This window comes from Streptomyces flavotricini (assembly GCF_020639365.1).
Lineage (GTDB): Bacteria > Actinomycetota > Actinomycetes > Streptomycetales > Streptomycetaceae > Streptomyces > Streptomyces flavotricini.
This window is the reverse complement of sequence record NZ_JAINUL010000001.1, coordinates 7085682-7104110: the sequence shown is the minus strand read 5'-3', so window position 1 is coordinate 7104110 and position 18429 is coordinate 7085682. Positions and strand designations below refer to the sequence as shown.

Genomic DNA, 18429 nt, shown 5'->3' with positions numbered 1-18429 from the left:
CTTTGTACTCACCCTCAGCAACACTTGCTGGGGCTTTCCTCCGGGCTTTCGTTCTTCATTCTTGCGTTTCCGACTCTATCAGAGTCAGTTCCGCTTGCTTTCCAGGGTCTTCGCTTTCACGCTTTCCCTTTCCGGCGGCTCCGACTCTATCAGGGCTTTTCCGGCTCCCTGACCACTCACTCGATTTGCCGGGAAGGCATACGAAGAGCAGCACGGATCAAGATCTGCACTGAAAGAGGAGGAATCCCGCCCATCGGATGTTCGCGAGAAGTTCACGCGCCACGTCCTGGCGGGAGTCACGACAGTACAGGGCCCGTGGTGCCCAAGCAAATCGATTCAGGCGTATGGTCTAGTCCACTACGTCGTTGCGGTCGCGCGGCGTGCCCTCCCGCAGGGGAGGTGCACATCGGGCGAACCGGGACGTGTCATGACATACCCTTCTGAAAGTACGTCGTCACAGCACAGATTGTGACGACGACACGTTGAAGCCCCACCCCTGGGAGGCCCCCCATGACCAGCGTGACGTCCCCACTCGCCGGGCGCGCCATCGGACTCGCGGCAGTGCCCGATCCGGTGTTCTCCGGTGCAATGGTGGGTCCGGGCACCGCTATTGACCCCGTGCGCGAGCCGTCGGAGGCGGTGGCCCCCGTCGATGGTGTGATCGTCTCCCTGCACCCGCACGCGTACGTCGTCGTCGACGGCGAAGGGCACGGTGTGCTCACCCACCTCGGGATCGACACGGTCCAGCTCAACGGCGAGGGCTTCGAGCTGCTCGTCAACAAGGGCGACACCGTGACCCGTGGCCAGGCCGTCATCCGTTGGAACCCGCAGGCCGTCGAGGACGCCGGCAAGTCTCCGATCTGCCCCGTCGTGGCGCTCGAGGCGACCGCGGACTCCCTGTCCGCCGTCGTCGAGTCCGGCGACGTGAAGACCGACGACGCCCTGTTCAGCTGGCAGTGACCTCGTCCGCCCGCACGGGCGGGTCGGACATCCACCGCGGCGGCTGGGCCCGCCGCTCAATCGGAGACGGGTGAAATGGAGACAACGCTGCGAGGCGTCGGCGTGAGCCACGGTGTGGCGATCGGCGAGGTCCGGCACATGGGCACGGCGGTTCTCGAGCCGCCGGCCAAGCAGATCACCGCGGACGAGGCGGAGCGCGAACAGGGGCGCGCCCGCAAGGCCGTGGAGGCGGTGTCCGCCGACCTGATCGCGCGCGGCCAGCTGGCAGGCGGAGAGGCCCAGCACGTGCTGGAGGCCCAGGCGATGATCGCCACGGACCCCGAGCTGATGGCGGACGTCGATCGGCGCATCGCCGTCGGCAGCACGGCCGAGCGCGGGGTGTACGACGCGTTCGCCTCGTACCGCGACCTGCTCGCGGGGGCCGGGGAGTACATGGCCGGCCGGGTGGCCGACCTGGACGACGTACGGAACCGCATCGTGGCGCGGCTGCTGGGCGTGCCGATGCCGGGTGTGCCGGACAGCGACGAGCCGTACGTGCTGATCGCGCGGGATCTGGCTCCCGCCGACACCGCGCTGCTCGACCCCACGCTCGTCCTCGGCTTCGTGACCGAGGAAGGCGGCCCGACCAGCCACAGCGCGATCCTCGCGCGGGCGCTGGGCGTGCCGGCGATCGTGGCGCTGCCGGGTGCGGGTGAGATCGCCGAGGGTACGGTCATCGCCGTCGACGGCAGCTCCGGTGACCTGTTCGTCGAGCCGACCGCGGAGAAGCGGGCCGAGCTGGAGGCCGCGGCCGCCGAGCGCAAGGCCTCTCTGGCGGCCTCGTCCGGTCCGGGTGCGACCTCCGACGGGCACACGGTGCCGCTGCTGGCCAACGTGGGCGGTCCGGCGGACGTGCCGGCGGCCGTGGAGGCCGGGGCCGAGGGTGTGGGTCTGTTCCGCACCGAGTTCCTGTTCCTGGACGACAGCAAGAAGGCGCCGTCCGAAGAGAAGCAGATCGAGTCGTACCGCAAGGTGCTCGAGGCCTTCCCCGAGGGCCGTGTCGTCGTGCGTGTCCTGGACGCCGGCGCCGACAAGCCGCTGGACTTCCTGACGCCGGCCGACGAGCCGAACCCGGCGCTGGGCGTGCGCGGTCTGCGTTCGCTGCTGGACCACCCGGACGTGCTGCGCACGCAGCTGACCGCGCTGGCCAAGGCGGCCGAGGGCCTGCCGGTCCACCTCGAGGTCATGGCTCCGATGGTGGCCGACCGGATCGACGCGAAGGCGTTCGCGGCCGCATGCCGTGAGGCCGGGCTGCAGGCGAAGTTCGGCGCGATGGTGGAGATCCCCTCCGCCGCGCTCCGGGCCCGCTCGATCCTCCAGGAGGTCGAGTTCCTGTCGCTGGGCACCAACGACCTGGCCCAGTACACGTTCGCCGCGGACCGTCAGGTCGGTGCGGTGTCGCGGCTCCAGGACCCGTGGCAGCCGGCGCTGCTCGACCTGATCGCCATGTCGGCCGACGCGGCCAGGGCGGAGGGCAAGAGCTGCGGTGTCTGTGGCGAGGCGGCTTCCGACCCGCTGCTGGCCTGTGTGCTGACGGGTCTGGGTGTCACCTCCCTCTCGATGGGTGCCGCTTCGATTCCCTACGTGCGGGCGACGCTCGCCAAGTACACGCTGGCCCAGTGCGAGCGTGCCGCGGCCGCGGCGCGTGCGGCGGACAGCGCCGAGGAGGCCCGCGTGGCCGCCCAGGCCGTGCTGTCCGGCGAGTAGCCGGGCGGGGTGGTGTCGATCGAGGGGCCTCCGCCAGTGGCGGGGGCCCCTCGGTCGTCCCCTCCTCGGGGGCTAGTGGTGCGGGGTCGGGTCGTCCACCTCGTAGCCGGGGCAGTATTCGACTCCGGATTCGGGGGCCACGGGGTCCCCGGTGTCGGCATCCGTGCAGTAGGCGTTGAACACGGCCGCCGCGGAGAGCGGGACCAGGCGGCCGCGGTCCAGGCGCCAGCCGTGGACCCGGTCGCCGAGTCCCTCGGTGGTGCTGCGCAGCACCAGTCCTCCGGGGCCGCCGAGGGCGAGGCCCGCGGCCAGGACGGTCACGAAGTCGAGGCTTTCGCGGCCCTCGATGCGTGGTGGGCCGTCCCGGTCCGCGGCGGCCTCGGCGTGCAGGACGGCGACGAGCTGTTCGTCCTGGGCCGGGACGCTGCAGACGAGGTGGTGGTGTCCCGGCCCGGCTCCCCCGACGAGGCGGGTGAGGGCTTCGCCGGCCCGGGTGAAGGAGGCGCGGCCGATGTCCTCTCCGCAGTCGGCGCAGCTGCCGACGCCGGCGAGCAGGGTGGTGGCGTACTCCCAGGTGGCCTGGCGGACGGCCTCGTCGACGAGGAGCGGGATGAGCTCGTCGACGGGCTGGCCGGTGTAGGGCAGTACGGTGCCGGCGCCGGCCAGTTCGGCGGTGAAGCGGGTACGGGCTTCTGCGGTGTCCGGGTCGATGCCGTGTTCCCTGCAGAACTCGGCGTACTCCTCGGGGTCGAAGAGGGCGACGGTCGTGTGGATGCCCTGGGCCGCGAGGGACCGGAGCAGGCCGTCGACGTGGCGGAGGTAGTCGCCGTAGTCGTCGTGGTGGCCGAAGGTGAAGCTGCGGTAGCCGCGCATGGCCGCGAAGTCCCCGGCGTCGGCCAGGAGGCCGACGGTGCTGGGGACTTCGCGGCGCAGCATGCGGCGCCGGGTGGTGCGGCCGCCGGTCCGTGCGGTCCGGCCGGTGGTCTGACTGGTGTCGTGGCGTGTCCGTGGCATGGCTCCCCCTGAGTGGCGCAGTCGATTGCTCACTCACGGTAACCGTGACCACTGACAGTGACCTCAGCCGCGGGTGCGGGTGCGGGCCAGCTCCTCGTAGAAGTGCAGGAGTTCGATGTTGTCGACCGAGCCCGGGTTGACCGCCTTCGCCATCGGCGTGCCCTGGAGGAGGCGCTTGACCGGGACCTCGATGCGCTTGCCCGTCAGGGTGTGCGGGATGGCCGGGACCTCGATGACCTCGTCGGGGACGTGGCGCGGGGAGAGCTCCTCGCGGATCGTCGCCTTGATGCGGCCGCGGAGGTCGTCGTCGAGCGTCGCGCCGGGCACGAGGTGGACGAACAGCGGCATCCAGTAGCCCCCGTTCGGCTCCTCCAGGCCGATGACCAGGGATTCCTTGATCTCGGGGAGGCGTTCGACGGCCTCGTAGATGTCGGCGGACCCCATGCGGACGCCCTGCCGGTTGAGCGTGGAATCGGAGCGGCCGTGGATGACGACGGAGCCGTGGTCGGTGATCGTGATCCAGTCCCCGTGGCGCCAGACACCGGGGAACATCTCGAAGTAGCTGTCGCGGTAGCGGCTGCCGTCCGGGTCGTTCCAGAAGCGGATCGGCATGGAGGGCATCGGGTTGGTGACGACGAGCTCGCCCACCTCACCGGTCAGCGGCTTGCCGGACGGGTCCCAGGACTGGAGGTCGGTGCCGAGGCAGGCGGCCTGGAGCTCGCCGATGTGCACGGGGAGGGTGGGGACGGCGCCGGCGAAGCAGCTGCAGACGTCGGTGCCGCCGCTGACGGAGGCGATCCAGAGGTCTTCCGCCACCTCGTCGTGCAGCCAGCGGAAGCCGTCGGGCGGGAGCGGCGAGCCCGTGGTGGCCACGCACTTCACGGCGGAGAGGTCGAAGTCCCGGCCGGGGTGCACCTCCGCCTTGCGGCAGGCCATCACGTACGCGGCGGAGGTCCCGTACAGGGTGGCCCCGGTCCGTTCGGCGATCCGCCACTGGGCCCCGGTGTCGGGGTAGCCGGGGCTGCCGTCGTACAGGACGACCGTCGTCCCGGTGAGCAGGCCGGAGACGAGGAAGTTCCACATCATCCAGCCGGTGGAGGTGTACCAGAAGAACCGGTCCTCGGGGCCGAGGTCGCAGTGCAGGCCGAGCTGCTTCAGGTGTTCCAGCAGGATGCCGCCCTGGGACTGCACGATCGCCTTGGGCAGGCCCGTCGTACCGGAGGAGTAGAGCACCCAGAGCGGGTGGTCGAAGGGGACCGGCTCGAAGACGGGCTCGGCGGTACCGGAGACCAGGTCCGACCAGGCGACGGCGCCTTCGGGGGCATGCGTGCCGAGCAGCGGGATGTGCACGACGGCGCGCAGCGAGGGGAGCTCGGCGCGCAGTTCGGCGACGGTGTCGCGGCGGTCGTGCTCCTTGCCGCCGTAGCGGTAGCCGTCGACGGTGAACAGGACCACGGGCTCGACCTGCTGGAAGCGGTCGAGGACGCTGCGGGCGCCGAAGTCGGGGGCGCAGGAGGTCCACACGGCGCCGACGGCGGCGGTGGCGAGGAGCGCGGCGACGGCCTCGGGGATGTTGGGGAGGTAGCCGCTCACCCGGTCGCCGGGGCGTACGCCGAGGGCGCGCAGCTCGGCGGCGAGTGCGCCGACCTGGCGGCGGAGCTCGGCCCAGGTGACGGGGGTCGCCTCGTGGGTCTCGTCCACGTAAAGAAGGGCTGCGTCGTCCGCGCGCGCCGGGTCCTCGGCGGCGCGCAGGGCGTGCTCGGCGTAGTTGAGGGTGGCGCCCGGGAACCAGTGCGCTCCCGGCATGGAGCGGTCCTCGAGGACGGATGCGTACGGGGTGGTGAAGCGGACGTCGAACCACTCGGCGACGGCCTGCCAGAAGATGTCGAGTTCGTCGACGGACCATCGGTGCAGGGCGGGGTAGCCGCCGTCCGCAGGGGCTCCGAACCGGTCCGCGGCCCAGGCCTGGAAGGCGGTGATGCGGGCCGCGGCGATCCGGTCGGGGCCCGGGGACCAGAGGGGTTCCGGCGGGGTGGCTGAGGTCATGGGTCGGCTCCCGGTCAAGTCTGCGGCTCGCGCGTCGTGTGCGTGATGTGTGCGGGGGGGGTGCGTTCGGCGCCGTCGTGCGGTGGGTGTGCGCGGCGGCCCACAGGGACGATGCCATGTGATCCACCTCCGCACCAGGGGCCTCTTGGACGAGTGAACGGAAGTTGAACGCCGCCCGCTCGCCGGGCGGCCGGTGGCAGGGTGAGCAGCATGAACGGTCGTGATCTGGTGCGTGCGGTGAAGGAAATCGGTACGGAGCGCGGGCGGCGCGCGTGGCGCTCGGCCTGGCGCCACCGGCGCGCGGACGCGCTGGGGCTTCCGCGCCGGGGCGCGGAGCGGGCCCGCGTGCCGGGTCTGCTGACCGGTACCGAACCGCGGCCGGGCGGTGGGGTGCTGCGGTTCGCCCGCTCTGAGCTGCTCGTACGGGTCACGGCGGGCGGCGCGGTGTTCTGGGGCTGGGACGGGGCCGGGCCGACTCCCTCGTACGCGCTGGTCGGCAGCGGCCCGGAGCCCGATCCGCGGGCCGTCCTGGAACCGGACACCGGCGGCGGCTGGCGGGTGGTCTCCGAGCGGGTGACGGTGGCGGTGTCCCGGCACGGGGCGATCGAGGTCCGCACCCCTGGCGGGGCCGTGCTGCGCAGGGAGCTGCCGCCGCGCTGGTGGGAGCCGGTGCAGCCGGTGGCCGGGGAGCCGGTGGAGTCGCGCTGGCTCCAGCGGGCGGAGGTGCCGGCGGACGCCCGGTTCTTCGGGCTGGGGGGGCGGGCCGGCGGGCCGCGGCTGCGCGAGGGGGTGTACCGGCTGTGGAACACGGACCCCAAGGGGGGCTTCGGGCCGGGCGACGATCCGCTGTACATCACGATGCCGGTGCAGATGGTGGTCGCGGACGCGGGAACCCACCTGGTGTTCCACGACAACCCGTGGGACGGGCGGGTGGCGCTGCGCGAGGGCGAGGAGGGCGCCGGCTCGGGCGCGGACCGGCCGGGGACGAGCGAGCTGCGCATGGAGGGCGGGCCGCTGCGGTGCTGGGCTCTGGTGGGGACGCCGGCCCGGGTGCTGCAGGGCTGGTCGGGGCTGACCGGCGGGGCCGCCGTACCGCCCGAGTGGGCGCTCGGGTACCAGCACGCGCGCTGGGGGTTCGGGAGTGCGCAGGAGGTGCGGCGGGTGGTGTCGGGCTACACCGCGCGCGGGCTCCCGCTGTCGGCCGTGCACCTGGACATCGACCACTACGCCGAGCACCGTGTGTTCACGGTGGACAAGGAGCGGTTCCCCGACCTGCCGGGGCTGGCGCGGGAGCTGGCGGACCAGGGTGTGCGGCTGGTGTCGATCGTCGATCCGGCGGTGAAGGCGGGGGACGCCGTCCACGCGTCGGGCCTGGCGGTGGGGGCGGGCGGGGCCTTCGTGCGGGACGCCCGGGGGCAGGAGGTGCGGGGCGAGGTCTGGCCCGGCGAGTGCGCGTACCCGGACTTCACGGATCCGGCGGTGCGCGCCTGGTGGGGCGGGCTGTACCGGGAGCGGCTGGAGCAGGGCTTCGCCGGGGTGTGGCACGACATGAACGAGCCGGTGTCCTTTGCTCCGTTCGGGGACATGACGCTGCCGCGTTCGGCGCGGCACTCGATGGACGGGGCGGGCGGGGACCACCGCTCCGCGCACAACGTGTACGCGCTCGGGATGGCGCGGGCGGGCTGGGAGGGGCTGGTCCGGTTGCGGCCGGACGAGCGGCCGTTCCTGTTCTCCCGGTCGGGGTGGGCGGGCATGCAGAGGTACGGGGGCACCTGGTCGGGGGACGTGGAGACGGGCTGGGAGGGGCTGCGGGCCTCGCTGGCGCTGGTGCTGGGGCTCGGTCTGTGCGGGGTGCCGTACTCGGGTCCGGACGTCGGCGGTTTCGGGGGCTCGCCCTCGCCGGAGCTGTATCTGCGGTGGCTGCAGCTGGGCTCGTACCTGCCGCTGTTCCGGACCCACTCGGCGATCTGGGCCGGGCGGCGGGAGCCGTGGGAGTTCGGGCCGGAGGTGGAGGAGCGGGCCCGGGAGGTGCTCGCGGAGCGGGATCGGTTGCGGCCGTACTTCCTGTCGCTGGCCCAGCTGGCGCGGCGGACGGGGGCCCCGTACGTACGGCCGCTGTGGTGGGGGGCGCCGGAGGACCGGGCGCTGCGGGACTGCGAGGACGCGTTCCTGCTCGGCGACGCGCTGCTGGTGGCGCCGGTGCTGGAGTGCGGGGCGGACCGCCGGGCGGTGCGGCTGCCGCGGGGACGCTGGTACGACACCGCGACGGGGGCGGCGTACGAGGGCCCCGGGCAGGTCCTGCTGGACGCGCCGCAGGGCCGGATCCCGGTGCTGGCCCGGGCCGGGGCGGTGCTGCCGGTGCGCTCCGCCGGCGGCGGGGTCGGGCTGGAGGCGTGGGCTCCGGCGCGGGGGCGCACGGGCGGCGGGGTGGTGATCCGGGATCCGGGACCGGGGTTCGAGGGGGGCGGGGTCGAGCGGTACGCGGTGCGGTGGGCGGGGGACGCGGTGGTGGTGGAGACCGAGGCAGGCGAGCCGGTGGAGGGGGTGGAGGTACGGGGGCTCGGGCTCGGGGCCGGGCAGGGGCGGGCGGAAGGGGTTCCGGGGCGGCCTTAGGGCCTGTCCGGCCTGATCCGCCGGGCAGGTCCTGAGGGGGCGCGTCCGTCGCCCGGGGAGCGGACGCGCCCCCTCAGGGCCTGTCCGCGTCCGTCGCCCGGGGAGCGGACGGCTGGTGGAGCCGCGGGCGCGGGCGTTCCGGCCGCGGCCGGAGCGCCGCCCGCAGGAGGTCTATCGGATCAGGCCGGGTAGCGGCCGGCGAACCAGGACGCCACGGCTCGGGTGTGGAGGGGGAAGGCCAGTTCTGTCGGGGTGCGCAGGACGTGCCAGCCCGAGGTCTCGTCCGTCGGGGCCGAGGGCGGGAGGGATGCCGTCGGGCGGGGCGGCAGCAGGCCGAAGAGCAGCAGGTGGCCCGCCGGGGAGCTCATGGCGTCGGCCAGGGTGACCTCCGAGGCCGGGGCGTGGATGCCCGTCTCCTCGCGCAGTTCGCGGACGACCGCGTCGCGCCAGTCCTCGCCGAAGTCCATGAAGCCGCCGGGCAGGGCGATGCCTCCGAGGGCCGGTTCGATGGTGCGGGTGATCACCACCAGTCCGGTGCCCGCCTCGTCCTCGACCGGGAGCAGTGTGACGGCGACCGGGAGCGGGTTGCGGTAGGCGACGGCCCCGCAGGAGGCGCACGTACGGGGCCAGGCGGTCGTGTCGTACGGTGCTCCGCAGGTGGAGCAGTGCGAGTCCCTCTGCTGTGCCGGCATGCGGCGATCGTATGCCAAGGGGTGTGCGGGTGCGCGCAGTTGCGGCGCACGCCTCGGGCTTGCCGGTCCCTGTCGCCCCCGCCCCGGCGTGAGTACCGTGCCCGCATGACTTTCGCTTCGTACGAGGAGTTCTGGCCCTACTACGTCGCCCAGCACTCCCGCGCCGCCACCCGCTGGATCCACCTCTCCGGCACCCTGACCGGGCTCGCCCTGACCGCGTACGGCCTGGCCCGGGGCCGCAAGCGGTTCCTCGCCGCGCTGCCCCTGATCGGGTACGGGACGGCCTGGCCGGCCCATTTCCTGATCGAGGGGAACAACCCGGCCACCTTCGGACATCCGGCGTGGTCGCTGCGAGGGGACGCGCAGATGATCCGGATGATGCTGGCCGGGCGCGACGCGGAGCTGGCGGAGATCGCGCAGAAGTGGCTCGCCGAGAACCCGTGCCAGGACTGCCCGCCCGTGACAGACTTCTGACGAATCGTCAGATGGCTGGGCCGGCTGGGGAGGGGTTCCCTTGGGACGCACACGTACACCCGTCGTGAGCGGGTGGTTCACCGAGGACGGACCGGAGGGCGGCGGCTTCCGGCTGCTCGGCACCCGGTGTTCCGCCTGCACCGCGGTGTTCTTCCCGCGCGAGGACGCGTACTGCCGCAATCCGCGCTGCCCCGGCGGCGGCCTGCTCGCCGAGGTTCCGCTGTCCCCGCGCGGCCGGGTGTGGTCGTACACCGACGGGCGGTACCGGCCGCCCGCGCCGTACGCGTCCGACCCGGACGCGCCCTGGGAGCCGTACACCCTGGTCGCGGTGGAGCTGGAGGCCGAGGGGATGGTCGTGCTCGGGCAGACGGCTCCCGGGGTCACGGTCGCCGAGCTGGCGGTCGGGATGGAGGTCGAGGTGGTCGGCGGCGTGCTGAACGAGGACGCGGACACCGGGACCGTGTGGACCACCTGGCAGTTCAGGCCGACGGGAGGCGCCGCGTGAGCGCCGACATCGCCGTCCTCGGGGCCGGGATGCACCCCTGGGGCAAGTGGGGCCGCAGCTTCGTCGAGTACGGGCGGGCCGCGGCCCGGACCGCGCTGGCCGACGCCGGGCTGGAATGGGCCGACGTCCAGTCGATCGTCGGCGCCGACACCGTGCGCTCCGGCTATCCCGGATACGTGGCCGGCGCGACCTTCGCCCGGGCCCTCGGCTGGCAGGGCGCACGGGTGACCAGCGTGTACGCGGCCTGCGCCTCCGGCGCCCAGGCCATCGGGGCGGCGCGGGCGCAGATCCTGGCCGGACTGGCCGACGTCGTCCTGGTGGTCGGGGCGGACGCGGCGCCCAAGGGGTTCTTCGCCCCGACGGGCGGGGACCGGCCGGACGATCCGGACTGGCTGCGGTTCCGCGTGCTGGGCGCCACGAACCCCGCGTACTTCGCCCTCTACGCGCGCCGCCGGATGGCCGTGTACGGGGACACGCCGGAGGACTTCGCGCAGGTGAAGGTCAAGAACGCCGCGGCCGGCGCCCTGAACCCGCTCGCCCGGTACCGCAAGCCGGTCACGGCCGAGGAGGTCGCGCAGTCGGCGGTCGTCGCCGACCCGCTGCGGCTGCTCGACATCTGCGCCACCTCGGACGGGGGCGCGGCGCTGGTCCTGAGCAGCATGGACTTCGCGCGCTCGCGCGGGGTGGGCGATCCGGTGCGGATCCGGGCGGTGTCGACGGTGACGCCGACGTATCCGCGTACGGTCCTCGACCTCCCGGACATCGCCACGGACTCGGTGACCGCGGTACCGCCGGCGCCGGGCTCGTTCCGCGCGTCGATCGCGCGGGCCGCGTACGAGGAGGCCGGGCTCGGGCCGGAGGACCTCTCGCTCGCCGAGGTGTACGACCTGTCCACCGCCCTGGAGCTGGAGTGGTACGAGGACATCGGCCTGTGCGCCGGGGGAGAGGGGGCCAAGCTCGTGCGGGAGGGCGCGACGGCGCTCGGCGGGCGGGTCCCGGTCAACGCCAGCGGCGGCCTGGCCTCCTTCGGCGAGGCGGTCCCGGCGCAGGCCATCGCCCAGGTGTGCGAGCTGACCTGGCAGCTGCGCGGCGCGGCCGGGGACCGGCAGGTGCCGGGGGCCCGGGCGGGGATCACCGCGAACCAGGGGTTGTTCGGGCACGGATCGGCCGTCGTCGCGGTGCGGTGACGGGAGCCGGCGGCGGGGCCGTCGCGAGACGCCGGCGGCTACGCCGGGGTGACGGCGGGCGCCGGGCGGCGACCCTGAACAGGTGCTGTTGCCGGAACGCTTGACGGCCCCCGGAGGCGGGTTCACACTCGCTCCACAGCCTCCCGCCGCGTACGACGCCCCGGAGGTCCTCCATCCCCCCATGAGAGCCGCGGCCCGTACCCCAGTCGGCGGGGGTACGGGCCGCCTCCCGTGCGCGGGGCCTCAGGTCCCCGCGGTCAGGCTCCGACGGCGGGCCCGCGCCAGCGACATCGCGTGTTCCACGACTCCCACCAGCACGTCCTTGACGGACTCCCGGTCCCGGGCGTCGCACAGCAGCACCGGCACCTCGGGGTCGAGGTCCAGCGCCTCCCGCACGGTCACCACCGGATGGCGCTCGGCGCCGTCGAAGCAGTTGACGGCGACCGTGAAGGGGATCCCCCGCCGCTCGAAGTAGTCCACGGCGGCGAAGCAGTCGGCGAGGCGGCGGGTGTCGGCGAGGACCACGGCGCCGAGCGCGCCCTGGGCCAGCTCGTCCCACAGGAACCAGAAGCGGTCCTGTCCGGGCGTGCCGAAGAGGTACAGCACCAGGTCCTCGCGCAGTGTGATGCGACCGAAGTCCATCGCCACGGTGGTGGTGCTCTTGCCCTCGACTCCCCCGGTGTCGTCGATGCCGATGCCCGGCTCCGACAGCACTTCCTCGGTCCGCAGCGGTCTGATCTCGCTCACCGCACTGACCAGGGTGGTCTTGCCCACCCCGAAGCCGCCCGCGACCAGGATCTTCAGGGTCAGCGGCTCGACCGGTGACACGGCATGCATGGCACCGGTGCGGCTAGAGCGCCCGAAGGCCATCGATCACCTCACGCAGAATGGATTCATCGGGCAGTTCGGCCGGGGGTACCGGCCGGTTCACGTGGATCAGTTCCTCATCGGCCAGGTCGCCGATCAGGACGCGTACGACCCCGACCGCGAGGTCGAGTTCGGCCGCGAGTTCGGCGACCGACTGCGGCCTCCGGCGGCACAGCCCGAGGATGTGGGAGTGCTCGGGGGACAGGGTCAGGTCCCAGACCGGATCGTCGGCCGCCGGTTCGGCGACGACGAGCGCGATCAGGTCCAGCCGGTGCTGGCCGGCGTGGCTGGTCCGGCCGCGGGTCATGGCGTACGGGCGTACGACGGGGCCGGCCTCGTCGTCGAACCAGTGCGGGTGGGCGGGGGCGTGCGGCCGGCCCGGATCGTTCTCGGCCGGATCGTTCTGGCCTGGATCGCTCATGCCGTCCGCCTCACCCTCCGGCTGGCAGCCCGGAGCGGGGAGCGGTCGCCAGGTGGTCGCCTACCCGCTTGACCATGAGGGTCATCTCGTACGCGACCTGCCCGACGTCGGAGTCGGCGTCGGAGAGCACGGCCAGGCAGCTGCCGTCGCCGGCGGCCATGACGAAGAGGAAGGCCTCGTCCAGCTCGACCACGGTCTGGCGGACGCTGCCGGACTCGAAGTGGCGGCCGACGCCCTTGGCCAGGCTGTGGAAGCCGGAGGCCACGGCGGCCAGGTGCTCGCTGTCCTCGCGGGTCAGGTCCTTCGAGCTGCCGGTGGGCAGGCCGTCGCCGGAGAGGACCACGGCCTTGCGGATGCTGGCGACCCGGTCGACGAGCTCGTCGAGGAGCCAGTTGAGCGGACCGGAGCCGCGGCCCCGTGTGTCGTTGCCGGTCTGCGGTGCGGTCATCGACCGTCCCCCTCGTTCTCGTATCCGTCACCTGTGGCGGCGGAAGTGCCTGCCCCGGTTCCGGACTGCTGCTGTGCCTGCTGGGTGCGGCCCGCCGTCCAGCCGCGCTGGAGTGCGGACATGCGCGTACGTACCTCCTCCGCGTCGCGGTGGACCATCTGGTCCGCGGCGGCTTCGGCGGGCGCGGAGGCCTGGGCGTTCTTCAGTTGGGGCGCCAGGTTGGCCTGGCGGACGCGCCTGGGCAGCCCGCCGGGCCCCTGGGCGGGCGGCTCGGGCTCCGCCGCGGGCTGCGGGACCGCGGCGACCGGACGGGGCTCCACACGGCGGCCGTGCTCGGCGACCAGCGTGGGGGCGGGCCTGCGGCGCGGCAGCGGCACGGCGCCCGGGGACCGGGGCCCGTCGGGGCGCATGCCGCGGACCGGGTCGGCGCGGTGGCTGTCCAGCCGGACCGGGCCGGTGGGGGCCAGCGGCTCCCGCTCCGGGCCGCCCTTGCGGTCGGCGTGCGTCCGGTCTGCCGGGCGCAGGCCCAGCAGGGCGCTGCGCGGGGTGCCGTTGGGGGGGGTCTCGTCGTCGAGGGTGGCCATGGCGGGCCGGCCGCCGATGCCGGTGAGCCCGGCGATCCCGGCGGTGATCTCGTCGAGGGGGGCCGGGTCGTCGAGGCCGTCCAGTCCGAGCACGCCGAGCGGGGCCTCCAGTTCGACCGGGCCGCGCAGTTCCGGGGCGGCCAGCGAACGGCCGGCCGGGGCGCGCTCCACCGCTGCCGGAGCGGGCCGGGCGGGTCCGCGGCCGTTCTTGGCGGCCTGGCCCGCTGCCCGGGCGCCCTTGCCGTTGCCGAGGCGCAGGCCGGTGCCGTTGGTCTCGGGCGCCTCGGTGAGCAGGGCCGCGGGGAGGAACACCACGGCGGTGGTCCCCCCGTACGGGCTGGGCTGGAGGACGACCTTGACGCCGTGGCGCTGGGCGAGGCGGCTGACGACGAACAGGCCGAGGCGGTCGGTGTCGGACAGCTCGAACTCGGGGGTCTCGGCGAGCCGGAGGTTCGCGTCGAGCAGCGCTTCCGGGTTCATGCCGAGGCCTCGGTCGTGGATTTCGAGGGTGAAGCCGTTGGCGACGCGTTCGCCGAGCACCTGGACGGCGGTGTGCGGCGGGGAGAACACGGTGGCGTTCTCCAGGAGTTCGGCGACCAGATGGGTGACGTCGGCGACGGCGGGGCCGGCTATGCCGAGCCGCGGCAGCCTCCGCACCTCGATGCGCTCGTAGTCCTCGACCTCGGCGACGGCGGCCCGTACGACGTCCATGAGCTGGACGGGCTTGCGCCACTGGCGGGAGGGGGCCGCGCCGGAGAGGATCACGAGACCCTCGGCGTGGCGGCGCATGCGGGTGGTCATGTGGTCGAGGCGGAAGAGGTCGGCGAGCTCCTCGGCGTCCTCGGTGCGCCGCTCCATGGTGTCGAGCAGGGTCAGCTGGCGGTGCAGCAGGACCTGGTTGCGGCGGGCCAGGTTGACGAACACCTCGGAAACGCCGCGCCGCAGCTCCGCCTGTTTGACGGCGGCCTCGACGGCGGCGCGCTGGAGGGTGTTGAGGGCCTGGCCGACCTGGCCGACCTCGTCCTTCTCGTACTCCAGGCGCGGGGCCTCGGTCTCGACGTCCACGTGTTCGCCGGCGGCGAGACGGCGCATGACGGCGGGCAGCCGGACGCCGGAGACCTCGTGGGCCTCCTTGCGCAGCCGGGACAGGTCGCGGACCAGGTCCCGGCCGATGCGCACGGAGAGGACGACGGAGAAGACGAGGGCGATGAAGCCGAGGACACCGGCGATGGCCGCCTGGACGAGGACGTCCATGGCGACGGGTTCGACGCGCTTTTGGTAGCGGTCGCCGGCGGCGGTGCCCATGGCGGCGAGGTCGTCGAGGACCTTGTTCGCGGCCTCGTCCCACTGCGCGGCGGTGATGCGCGGGTTCTTGCCGGCGCCTCCGTTGATGAACCGTTCTTCGGCGTCGCGCAGCGGTTTGGTCTCGGCGCCGCCCCAGTACTGCTCGAACTGCTCGCGGTCGTCGGCCGGGAGGATCGCCAGGTTGAAGTCGTAGAGCAGGGCGCGGTTGGCGGCGAGGTCGGAGACGCGCCGGACGTCCGCGGGGGTGACGTTGCGCGCGGCGAGGGCGGCGGCGACGACGGCGTCCTCGCGGGAGAGCGTCTCGCGGGCCCGGGTGACCCCGACGAGGGCGCGGCCCTGCTTGTCCATCTCGACGTTTTCGAGGGCGTGGAGGTTCAGGAGGAAGTCGTAGCAGGGGTCGACGAGTCGGCTGTAGAGCTCGAGCGCCTGGTTCGGGTCGAGGGTGTTCTGGTCGACCGAGCGGCGCAGTGCGCCGATGCCGTGGAAGGCGTCGAGGATGGAGTCGAGGCGCTGGGCGGCTTCCGGGGCGAGCTCTTCGGAGACCTCGGGGTCCTTGGCGTTCTTGCTGATGCGGTCGACGAGCTCGTCGGTGGCGGCGCGGCGCTTGACGAGTTCGGCGGTGGCGGTGGAGGCGCGGGGGTCGCCGAGGACGACGAGGGTCTGGCGGCGTTCCTTCTGGATGACGCGGACGACGTCCTCGACGGGGTAGCCGACCTTGTCGATCACGTAGGCGACGTCGAGGAGTTCGATGGCCTGGCGGCCGGTGAGCACGGTCGCGAAGCCCCAGAGGGCGGTGAGGGAGACGAGCGGCACAAGGAGCAACGCCACGATCTTCCGGCGGATGGACTTCCCGCGAAAGCGCATGGCCTCCCCAGCCTCCCCCAGCTCAACCCCGTTGTCGGGGGTCGGTGTTCCGTCATTTAAACGGCGTGAGCCTACTACTGCCGGGGAGCGGCTTCGAAGGCGTGTCCGGACGTTTTCGGCCGGGACTCAAGGCGTAGATCACCAGTTGTCCGACACATCCGGTCAACAGCAGCCCGTTATGTGGCAGATGACACCTGGTGGGGTGTCAGTTCCCGCAATCGAATGGATGGCTGGAATTCTTCGTTCCGGGATGGGCAGGTGCTGGGGAGAAGTCCGGTGGATACGGGAATCTCTCGGCGGTTTCGAACGTCTAGCTGGTTGAGGGGACGGGGCAGGGGGAGCGTGCGATGGGGATGTACGAGGACGACGGGGCCATGGCCGGCGCGCGGGGGCGGTCGCTGTGGGAGGAGGAACCGGCCCGCAGGCGCCGGATGCCGGACCCGGTGCGGGATGCGGCGGTGCGGGCGGTGCTGATCGTGGCCGTCACGCTGACGGGGGCGACGGTCACCTTCTTCCTGGTGGTGACCGGCTCCTGGCTGGCCCTCCCGATGGCGCTCTGCGCGATAGCGGGGACGGTGGTGGCCACCTGGGGCGTGCTGGACGTGCTGATCACCCGGCAGATGTGGAACCAGCGGTACGGAGTGGTGTCCGAGCCGAGCAGTACGGCCCGCGGGGGGCGGCGCGAGCGGCGCCGGGCCCGCCGGGAGGCCCGGCCGGAGCCCGGCGGCGGGGCGGGTGCCGGGGCGGGCCGCATACCGCGGGCGGGGCGGGCCGCATACCGCGGGGCGGCGGCGAGGCCGCGGGTCCCCGGCCTGCCGTGTGGCCGCCGCCGGGTGCCGAGCGGCGCTACCGGGCGAGCGGGAGCCGGGGCTGACGCCCGTGCGGGACGCCCCGGCGGGGGCCCCGCGGGACGCCCCGTACCGGGAGCACGGGGAGCTCGCTCAGGAGACGGTCGCGGAGCGGCGGAACATGCGGGTGGCCGTGATCTCGCCGTGGATGGTCTCCTCCTCCGGGGACTGCTGGGGCAGGCCCGGCCGCAAGTGCTCCTCGACGCTGATGTACTTCAGTCCCGCCCGCAGGTCCGCGTCGTTGCGCAGCCGGATGACCAGCGGGAACTCGGCGAGGGCCGTGGTGTCGAACAGGCCGGTCGTGTAGAGCAGTTGCACGCCGAGGGCGTCCGAGACGGCCCGCTGGAGTTCCAGCAGGTACGTGGCGTTCGCGCGCCCGATCGGGTTGTCGAGGAACAGCGTGCCCGCGTGACGGTGCTTGTCGCGGCCGCGGTCGTTGCTGCGCAGCGCCGCCATCGTGCAGTACAGCGCGATCGCGGCGGTCAGCAGCTGGCCGCCGGAGAACACGTCGCCCATCTGGCCCACCGGGACGCGCTCCGCGCGCAGCACCGCGTCCGGCTTCAGGATCTCGACCGAGATGCCCTTGGGCTCCAGGGCCGCCTGCACTCCTCGGAGCAGCAGGGACATGCCGTCGCGGCGGCCCTCGCCGAAGGAGGCGCTGCTGTTCTTCTTCACGGCCGCGCGGGTCGCCTCGTCGATGACCTCGCCGAGGCGTTCCGTGAGGGTGGCCTGGTCCGGCTCCTCGAAGCGGATGCGCAGGAACTCCTGGCCCGACCACTCCCCCAGGCCTTCGGGGAGCTGGGAGAGCCGCTGGGCGGAGCGCAGGGTGGCCAGGGCGGACTCCACCAGTCCGCGCAGCCGGTCGACGATGCTGTCGCGGTTGCGCTCCAGCTGGGCCAGTTCGTCGGTGAGGACGCGCAGCCGCGGCGCGAAGGCCGCGGCCCAGGCCGCGGCGTGCTCGGGCAGGGCGGAGGCGGGCAGTTCGCGGATCTGCTGGCGCGCGGGGGTGCGTACCTGCTCGTAGCGGTTGGCGTTGGCGTGGCGGACCAGGATGTCGCTCGCCTCGCGCACCGCCGCGTCGGCGGCCGAGAGGTCGGCGGCGCAGCCGCGCAGGGAGCGGCGGGCGTCGGCGGCGGACTGCCGGGCCTCCTCCAGCGTGCCCGGGTGGGCCGCCGGTTCCTGCTCGTCGTCCTGGTGGGTGTGGTCGCGCAGCAGGTCCCGCAGCATCGCCGCGGTCTCGTCGAAGCCTCCGGCGCCGTCCTCGGCGGTGCGGTGGGCGCGCAGCAGGTCGGCGTGGGCGGCGCGGGCGGTCTCCACGGCCGCGGTGTGCGCGGCGAGCTGGGCGGTGGAGGTGCGCAGGAGGGCCTGTGCCTGCTCCACGTCCCCGGGAACCAGGTCCTCGGGCAGGTCGGTGTGGGCCCCGCCCTCGGTGGGGGCGTGCCGTTCGGCCTCGCCGCGGAGCCGGCCGAGCTGCTCGCTGGCGGCCTGCGCGCGGGTCTCCAGCATCTGTACGAGGGACTCGGCGCGGGCGGCGGCCGCCTGCCGGGAGGGCCCGTCGGCGCCGTCGGTGTCTTCGAGGAGCTGGGCGGCGCGGGTGCGGACCTTGTTGGTGAGCCGGTCGAGTTCGGCGAGGGCGGCGCTCTCGTCGCTCTCGGCGCGGGCCTGTTCGGCGCGCAGGTCGGCGCCGACGCCGACCTTCTCGTAGAGCCGGGAGGCGGCCCGGTAGGCCTCGCGCAGGTCGGGCAGGGGTGCCCTGGCGGCGGCGTCGTCCTCGGGCAGGGGCTCGGGGGCGCCGGCGATCTCGGCGCGCTCGGCGCGCAGCGCGCGGGCGGTGCGGCGGGCGTCGTCGGCGGCG

14 protein-coding genes and 1 pseudogene are annotated in these 18429 nt (G+C 73.6%); 7 read left to right on the top strand and 8 right to left on the bottom strand.

The features are described from left to right. The first annotated feature begins 510 nt into the window (after positions 1-510). Both K7B10_RS32460 and ptsP read left to right on the top strand, forming a co-directional pair. Positions 511-960 (top strand): PTS sugar transporter subunit IIA, encoded by a 450-nt coding sequence (locus tag K7B10_RS32460; protein WP_229342009.1) that lies wholly within the window; start codon positions 511-513, stop codon positions 958-960. Positions 961-1035: 75 nt separating this feature from the next. Next, complete coding sequence (gene ptsP / locus K7B10_RS32455; RefSeq protein WP_229342006.1) at positions 1036-2706, top strand: phosphoenolpyruvate--protein phosphotransferase; 1671 nt, start codon at positions 1036-1038, stop codon at positions 2704-2706. Positions 2707-2778: 72 nt separating this feature from the next. On the opposite strand, the gene K7B10_RS32450 is transcribed toward ptsP, so the two are convergent. Together K7B10_RS32450 and K7B10_RS32445 are read right to left on the bottom strand one after the other, a co-directional pair. Next, the gene (locus K7B10_RS32450) at positions 2779-3720 is read right to left on the bottom strand and encodes a DUF8829 domain-containing protein (RefSeq protein ID WP_372481494.1); all 942 of its coding nucleotides are present in this window, start codon (positions 3718-3720) and stop codon (positions 2779-2781) included. Positions 3721-3783: 63 nt separating this feature from the next. Beyond that, positions 3784-5766 carry an acetoacetate--CoA ligase gene (locus K7B10_RS32445; protein ID WP_229342004.1) on the bottom strand — a complete coding sequence of 661 codons (1983 nt, stop codon included), beginning with the start codon at positions 5764-5766 and terminating at the stop codon, positions 3784-3786. Positions 5767-5976: 210 nt separating this feature from the next. Between K7B10_RS32445 and K7B10_RS32440 the strand changes: the two genes are divergently transcribed. Continuing rightward, entirely contained in the window at positions 5977-8379 is a 2403-nt protein-coding gene (locus K7B10_RS32440; protein ID WP_229342002.1) for a glycoside hydrolase family 31 protein, read from the top strand. 179 nt (positions 8380-8558) lie between these two features. Here the strand turns inward: K7B10_RS32440 and K7B10_RS32435 are convergent, their stop codons facing one another. Further along, positions 8559-9071, bottom strand: coding sequence for an NUDIX domain-containing protein (locus K7B10_RS32435; protein WP_229342000.1), 513 nt, complete (start codon positions 9069-9071; stop codon positions 8559-8561). A gap of 105 nt (positions 9072-9176) precedes the next feature. Here K7B10_RS32435 and K7B10_RS32430 point away from each other — a divergent pair, with 105 nt between their 5' ends. From K7B10_RS32430 to K7B10_RS32420, 3 genes are read left to right on the top strand one after another with little or no spacing between them, the layout of a single operon-like run. Beyond that, entirely contained in the window at positions 9177-9545 is a 369-nt protein-coding gene (locus K7B10_RS32430; protein ID WP_229341998.1) for an Mpo1-like protein, read from the top strand. 40 nt (positions 9546-9585) lie between these two features. Then, entirely contained in the window at positions 9586-10050 is a 465-nt protein-coding gene (locus K7B10_RS32425; protein ID WP_229341995.1) for a Zn-ribbon domain-containing OB-fold protein, read from the top strand. Next, positions 10047-11237, top strand: coding sequence for a lipid-transfer protein (locus K7B10_RS32420; protein ID WP_229341992.1), 1191 nt, complete (start codon positions 10047-10049; stop codon positions 11235-11237). Before K7B10_RS32425 ends, K7B10_RS32420 begins: the two co-directional genes overlap by 4 nt. Positions 11238-11480: 243 nt before the next feature. Here the strand turns inward: K7B10_RS32420 and K7B10_RS32415 are convergent, their stop codons facing one another. From K7B10_RS32415 to K7B10_RS32400, 4 genes are read right to left on the bottom strand one after another with little or no spacing between them, the layout of a single operon-like run. Further along, positions 11481-12107 carry a GTP-binding protein gene (locus K7B10_RS32415; protein WP_030871931.1) on the bottom strand — a complete coding sequence of 209 codons (627 nt, stop codon included), beginning with the start codon at positions 12105-12107 and terminating at the stop codon, positions 11481-11483. Further along, on the bottom strand, positions 12088-12525 hold the full coding sequence (locus K7B10_RS32410; protein ID WP_229341989.1) for a DUF742 domain-containing protein: 438 nt from the start codon (positions 12523-12525) through the stop codon (positions 12088-12090). The genes K7B10_RS32415 and K7B10_RS32410 overlap by 20 nt, the downstream gene beginning before the upstream one ends. Positions 12526-12535: 10 nt before the next feature. Further along, positions 12536-12973: a roadblock/LC7 domain-containing protein gene (locus tag K7B10_RS32405; RefSeq protein WP_030871925.1), complete on the bottom strand. Its 438-nt coding sequence runs from the start codon at positions 12971-12973 to the stop codon at positions 12536-12538. Then, a complete protein-coding gene (locus tag K7B10_RS32400) occupies positions 12970-15726 on the bottom strand; it encodes a sensor histidine kinase (RefSeq protein WP_229341987.1) in 2757 nt (918 codons plus the stop codon). Before K7B10_RS32400 ends, K7B10_RS32405 begins: the two co-directional genes overlap by 4 nt. A 347-nt stretch (positions 15727-16073) precedes the next feature. Here K7B10_RS32400 and K7B10_RS32395 point away from each other — a divergent pair. After that, positions 16074-16493, top strand: a pseudogene (locus K7B10_RS32395) (hypothetical protein); the annotation flags it as partial. Between the two features lie 174 nt (positions 16494-16667). Here K7B10_RS32395 and K7B10_RS32390 read toward each other — a convergent pair. Next, positions 16668-18429: coiled-coil domain-containing protein (locus tag K7B10_RS32390; RefSeq protein WP_504967668.1), on the bottom strand; the 1762-nt coding region annotated here is incomplete at its 5' end.

Bases quoted from the DNA above. Each gene is read 5' to 3' on its own strand.
- K7B10_RS32460 (WP_229342009.1), top strand. From the start codon at position 511: ATGACCAGCGTGACGTCCCCACTCGCCGGGCGCGCCATCGGACTCGCG.
- ptsP (WP_229342006.1), top strand. From the start codon at position 1,036: ATGGAGACAACGCTGCGAGGCGTCGGCGTGAGCCACGGTGTGGCGATC.
- K7B10_RS32450 (WP_372481494.1), bottom strand. From the start codon at position 3,720: ATGCCACGGACACGCCACGACACCAGTCAGACCACCGGCCGGACCGCA.
- K7B10_RS32445 (WP_229342004.1), bottom strand. From the start codon at position 5,766: ATGACCTCAGCCACCCCGCCGGAACCCCTCTGGTCCCCGGGCCCCGAC.
- K7B10_RS32440 (WP_229342002.1), top strand. From the start codon at position 5,977: ATGAACGGTCGTGATCTGGTGCGTGCGGTGAAGGAAATCGGTACGGAG.
- K7B10_RS32435 (WP_229342000.1), bottom strand. From the start codon at position 9,071: ATGCCGGCACAGCAGAGGGACTCGCACTGCTCCACCTGCGGAGCACCG.
- K7B10_RS32430 (WP_229341998.1), top strand. From the start codon at position 9,177: ATGACTTTCGCTTCGTACGAGGAGTTCTGGCCCTACTACGTCGCCCAG.
- K7B10_RS32415 (WP_030871931.1), bottom strand. From the start codon at position 12,107: ATGGCCTTCGGGCGCTCTAGCCGCACCGGTGCCATGCATGCCGTGTCA.
- K7B10_RS32410 (WP_229341989.1), bottom strand. From the start codon at position 12,525: ATGAGCGATCCAGGCCAGAACGATCCGGCCGAGAACGATCCGGGCCGG.
- K7B10_RS32405 (WP_030871925.1), bottom strand. From the start codon at position 12,973: ATGACCGCACCGCAGACCGGCAACGACACACGGGGCCGCGGCTCCGGT.
- K7B10_RS32400 (WP_229341987.1), bottom strand. From the start codon at position 15,726: ATGCGCTTTCGCGGGAAGTCCATCCGCCGGAAGATCGTGGCGTTGCTC.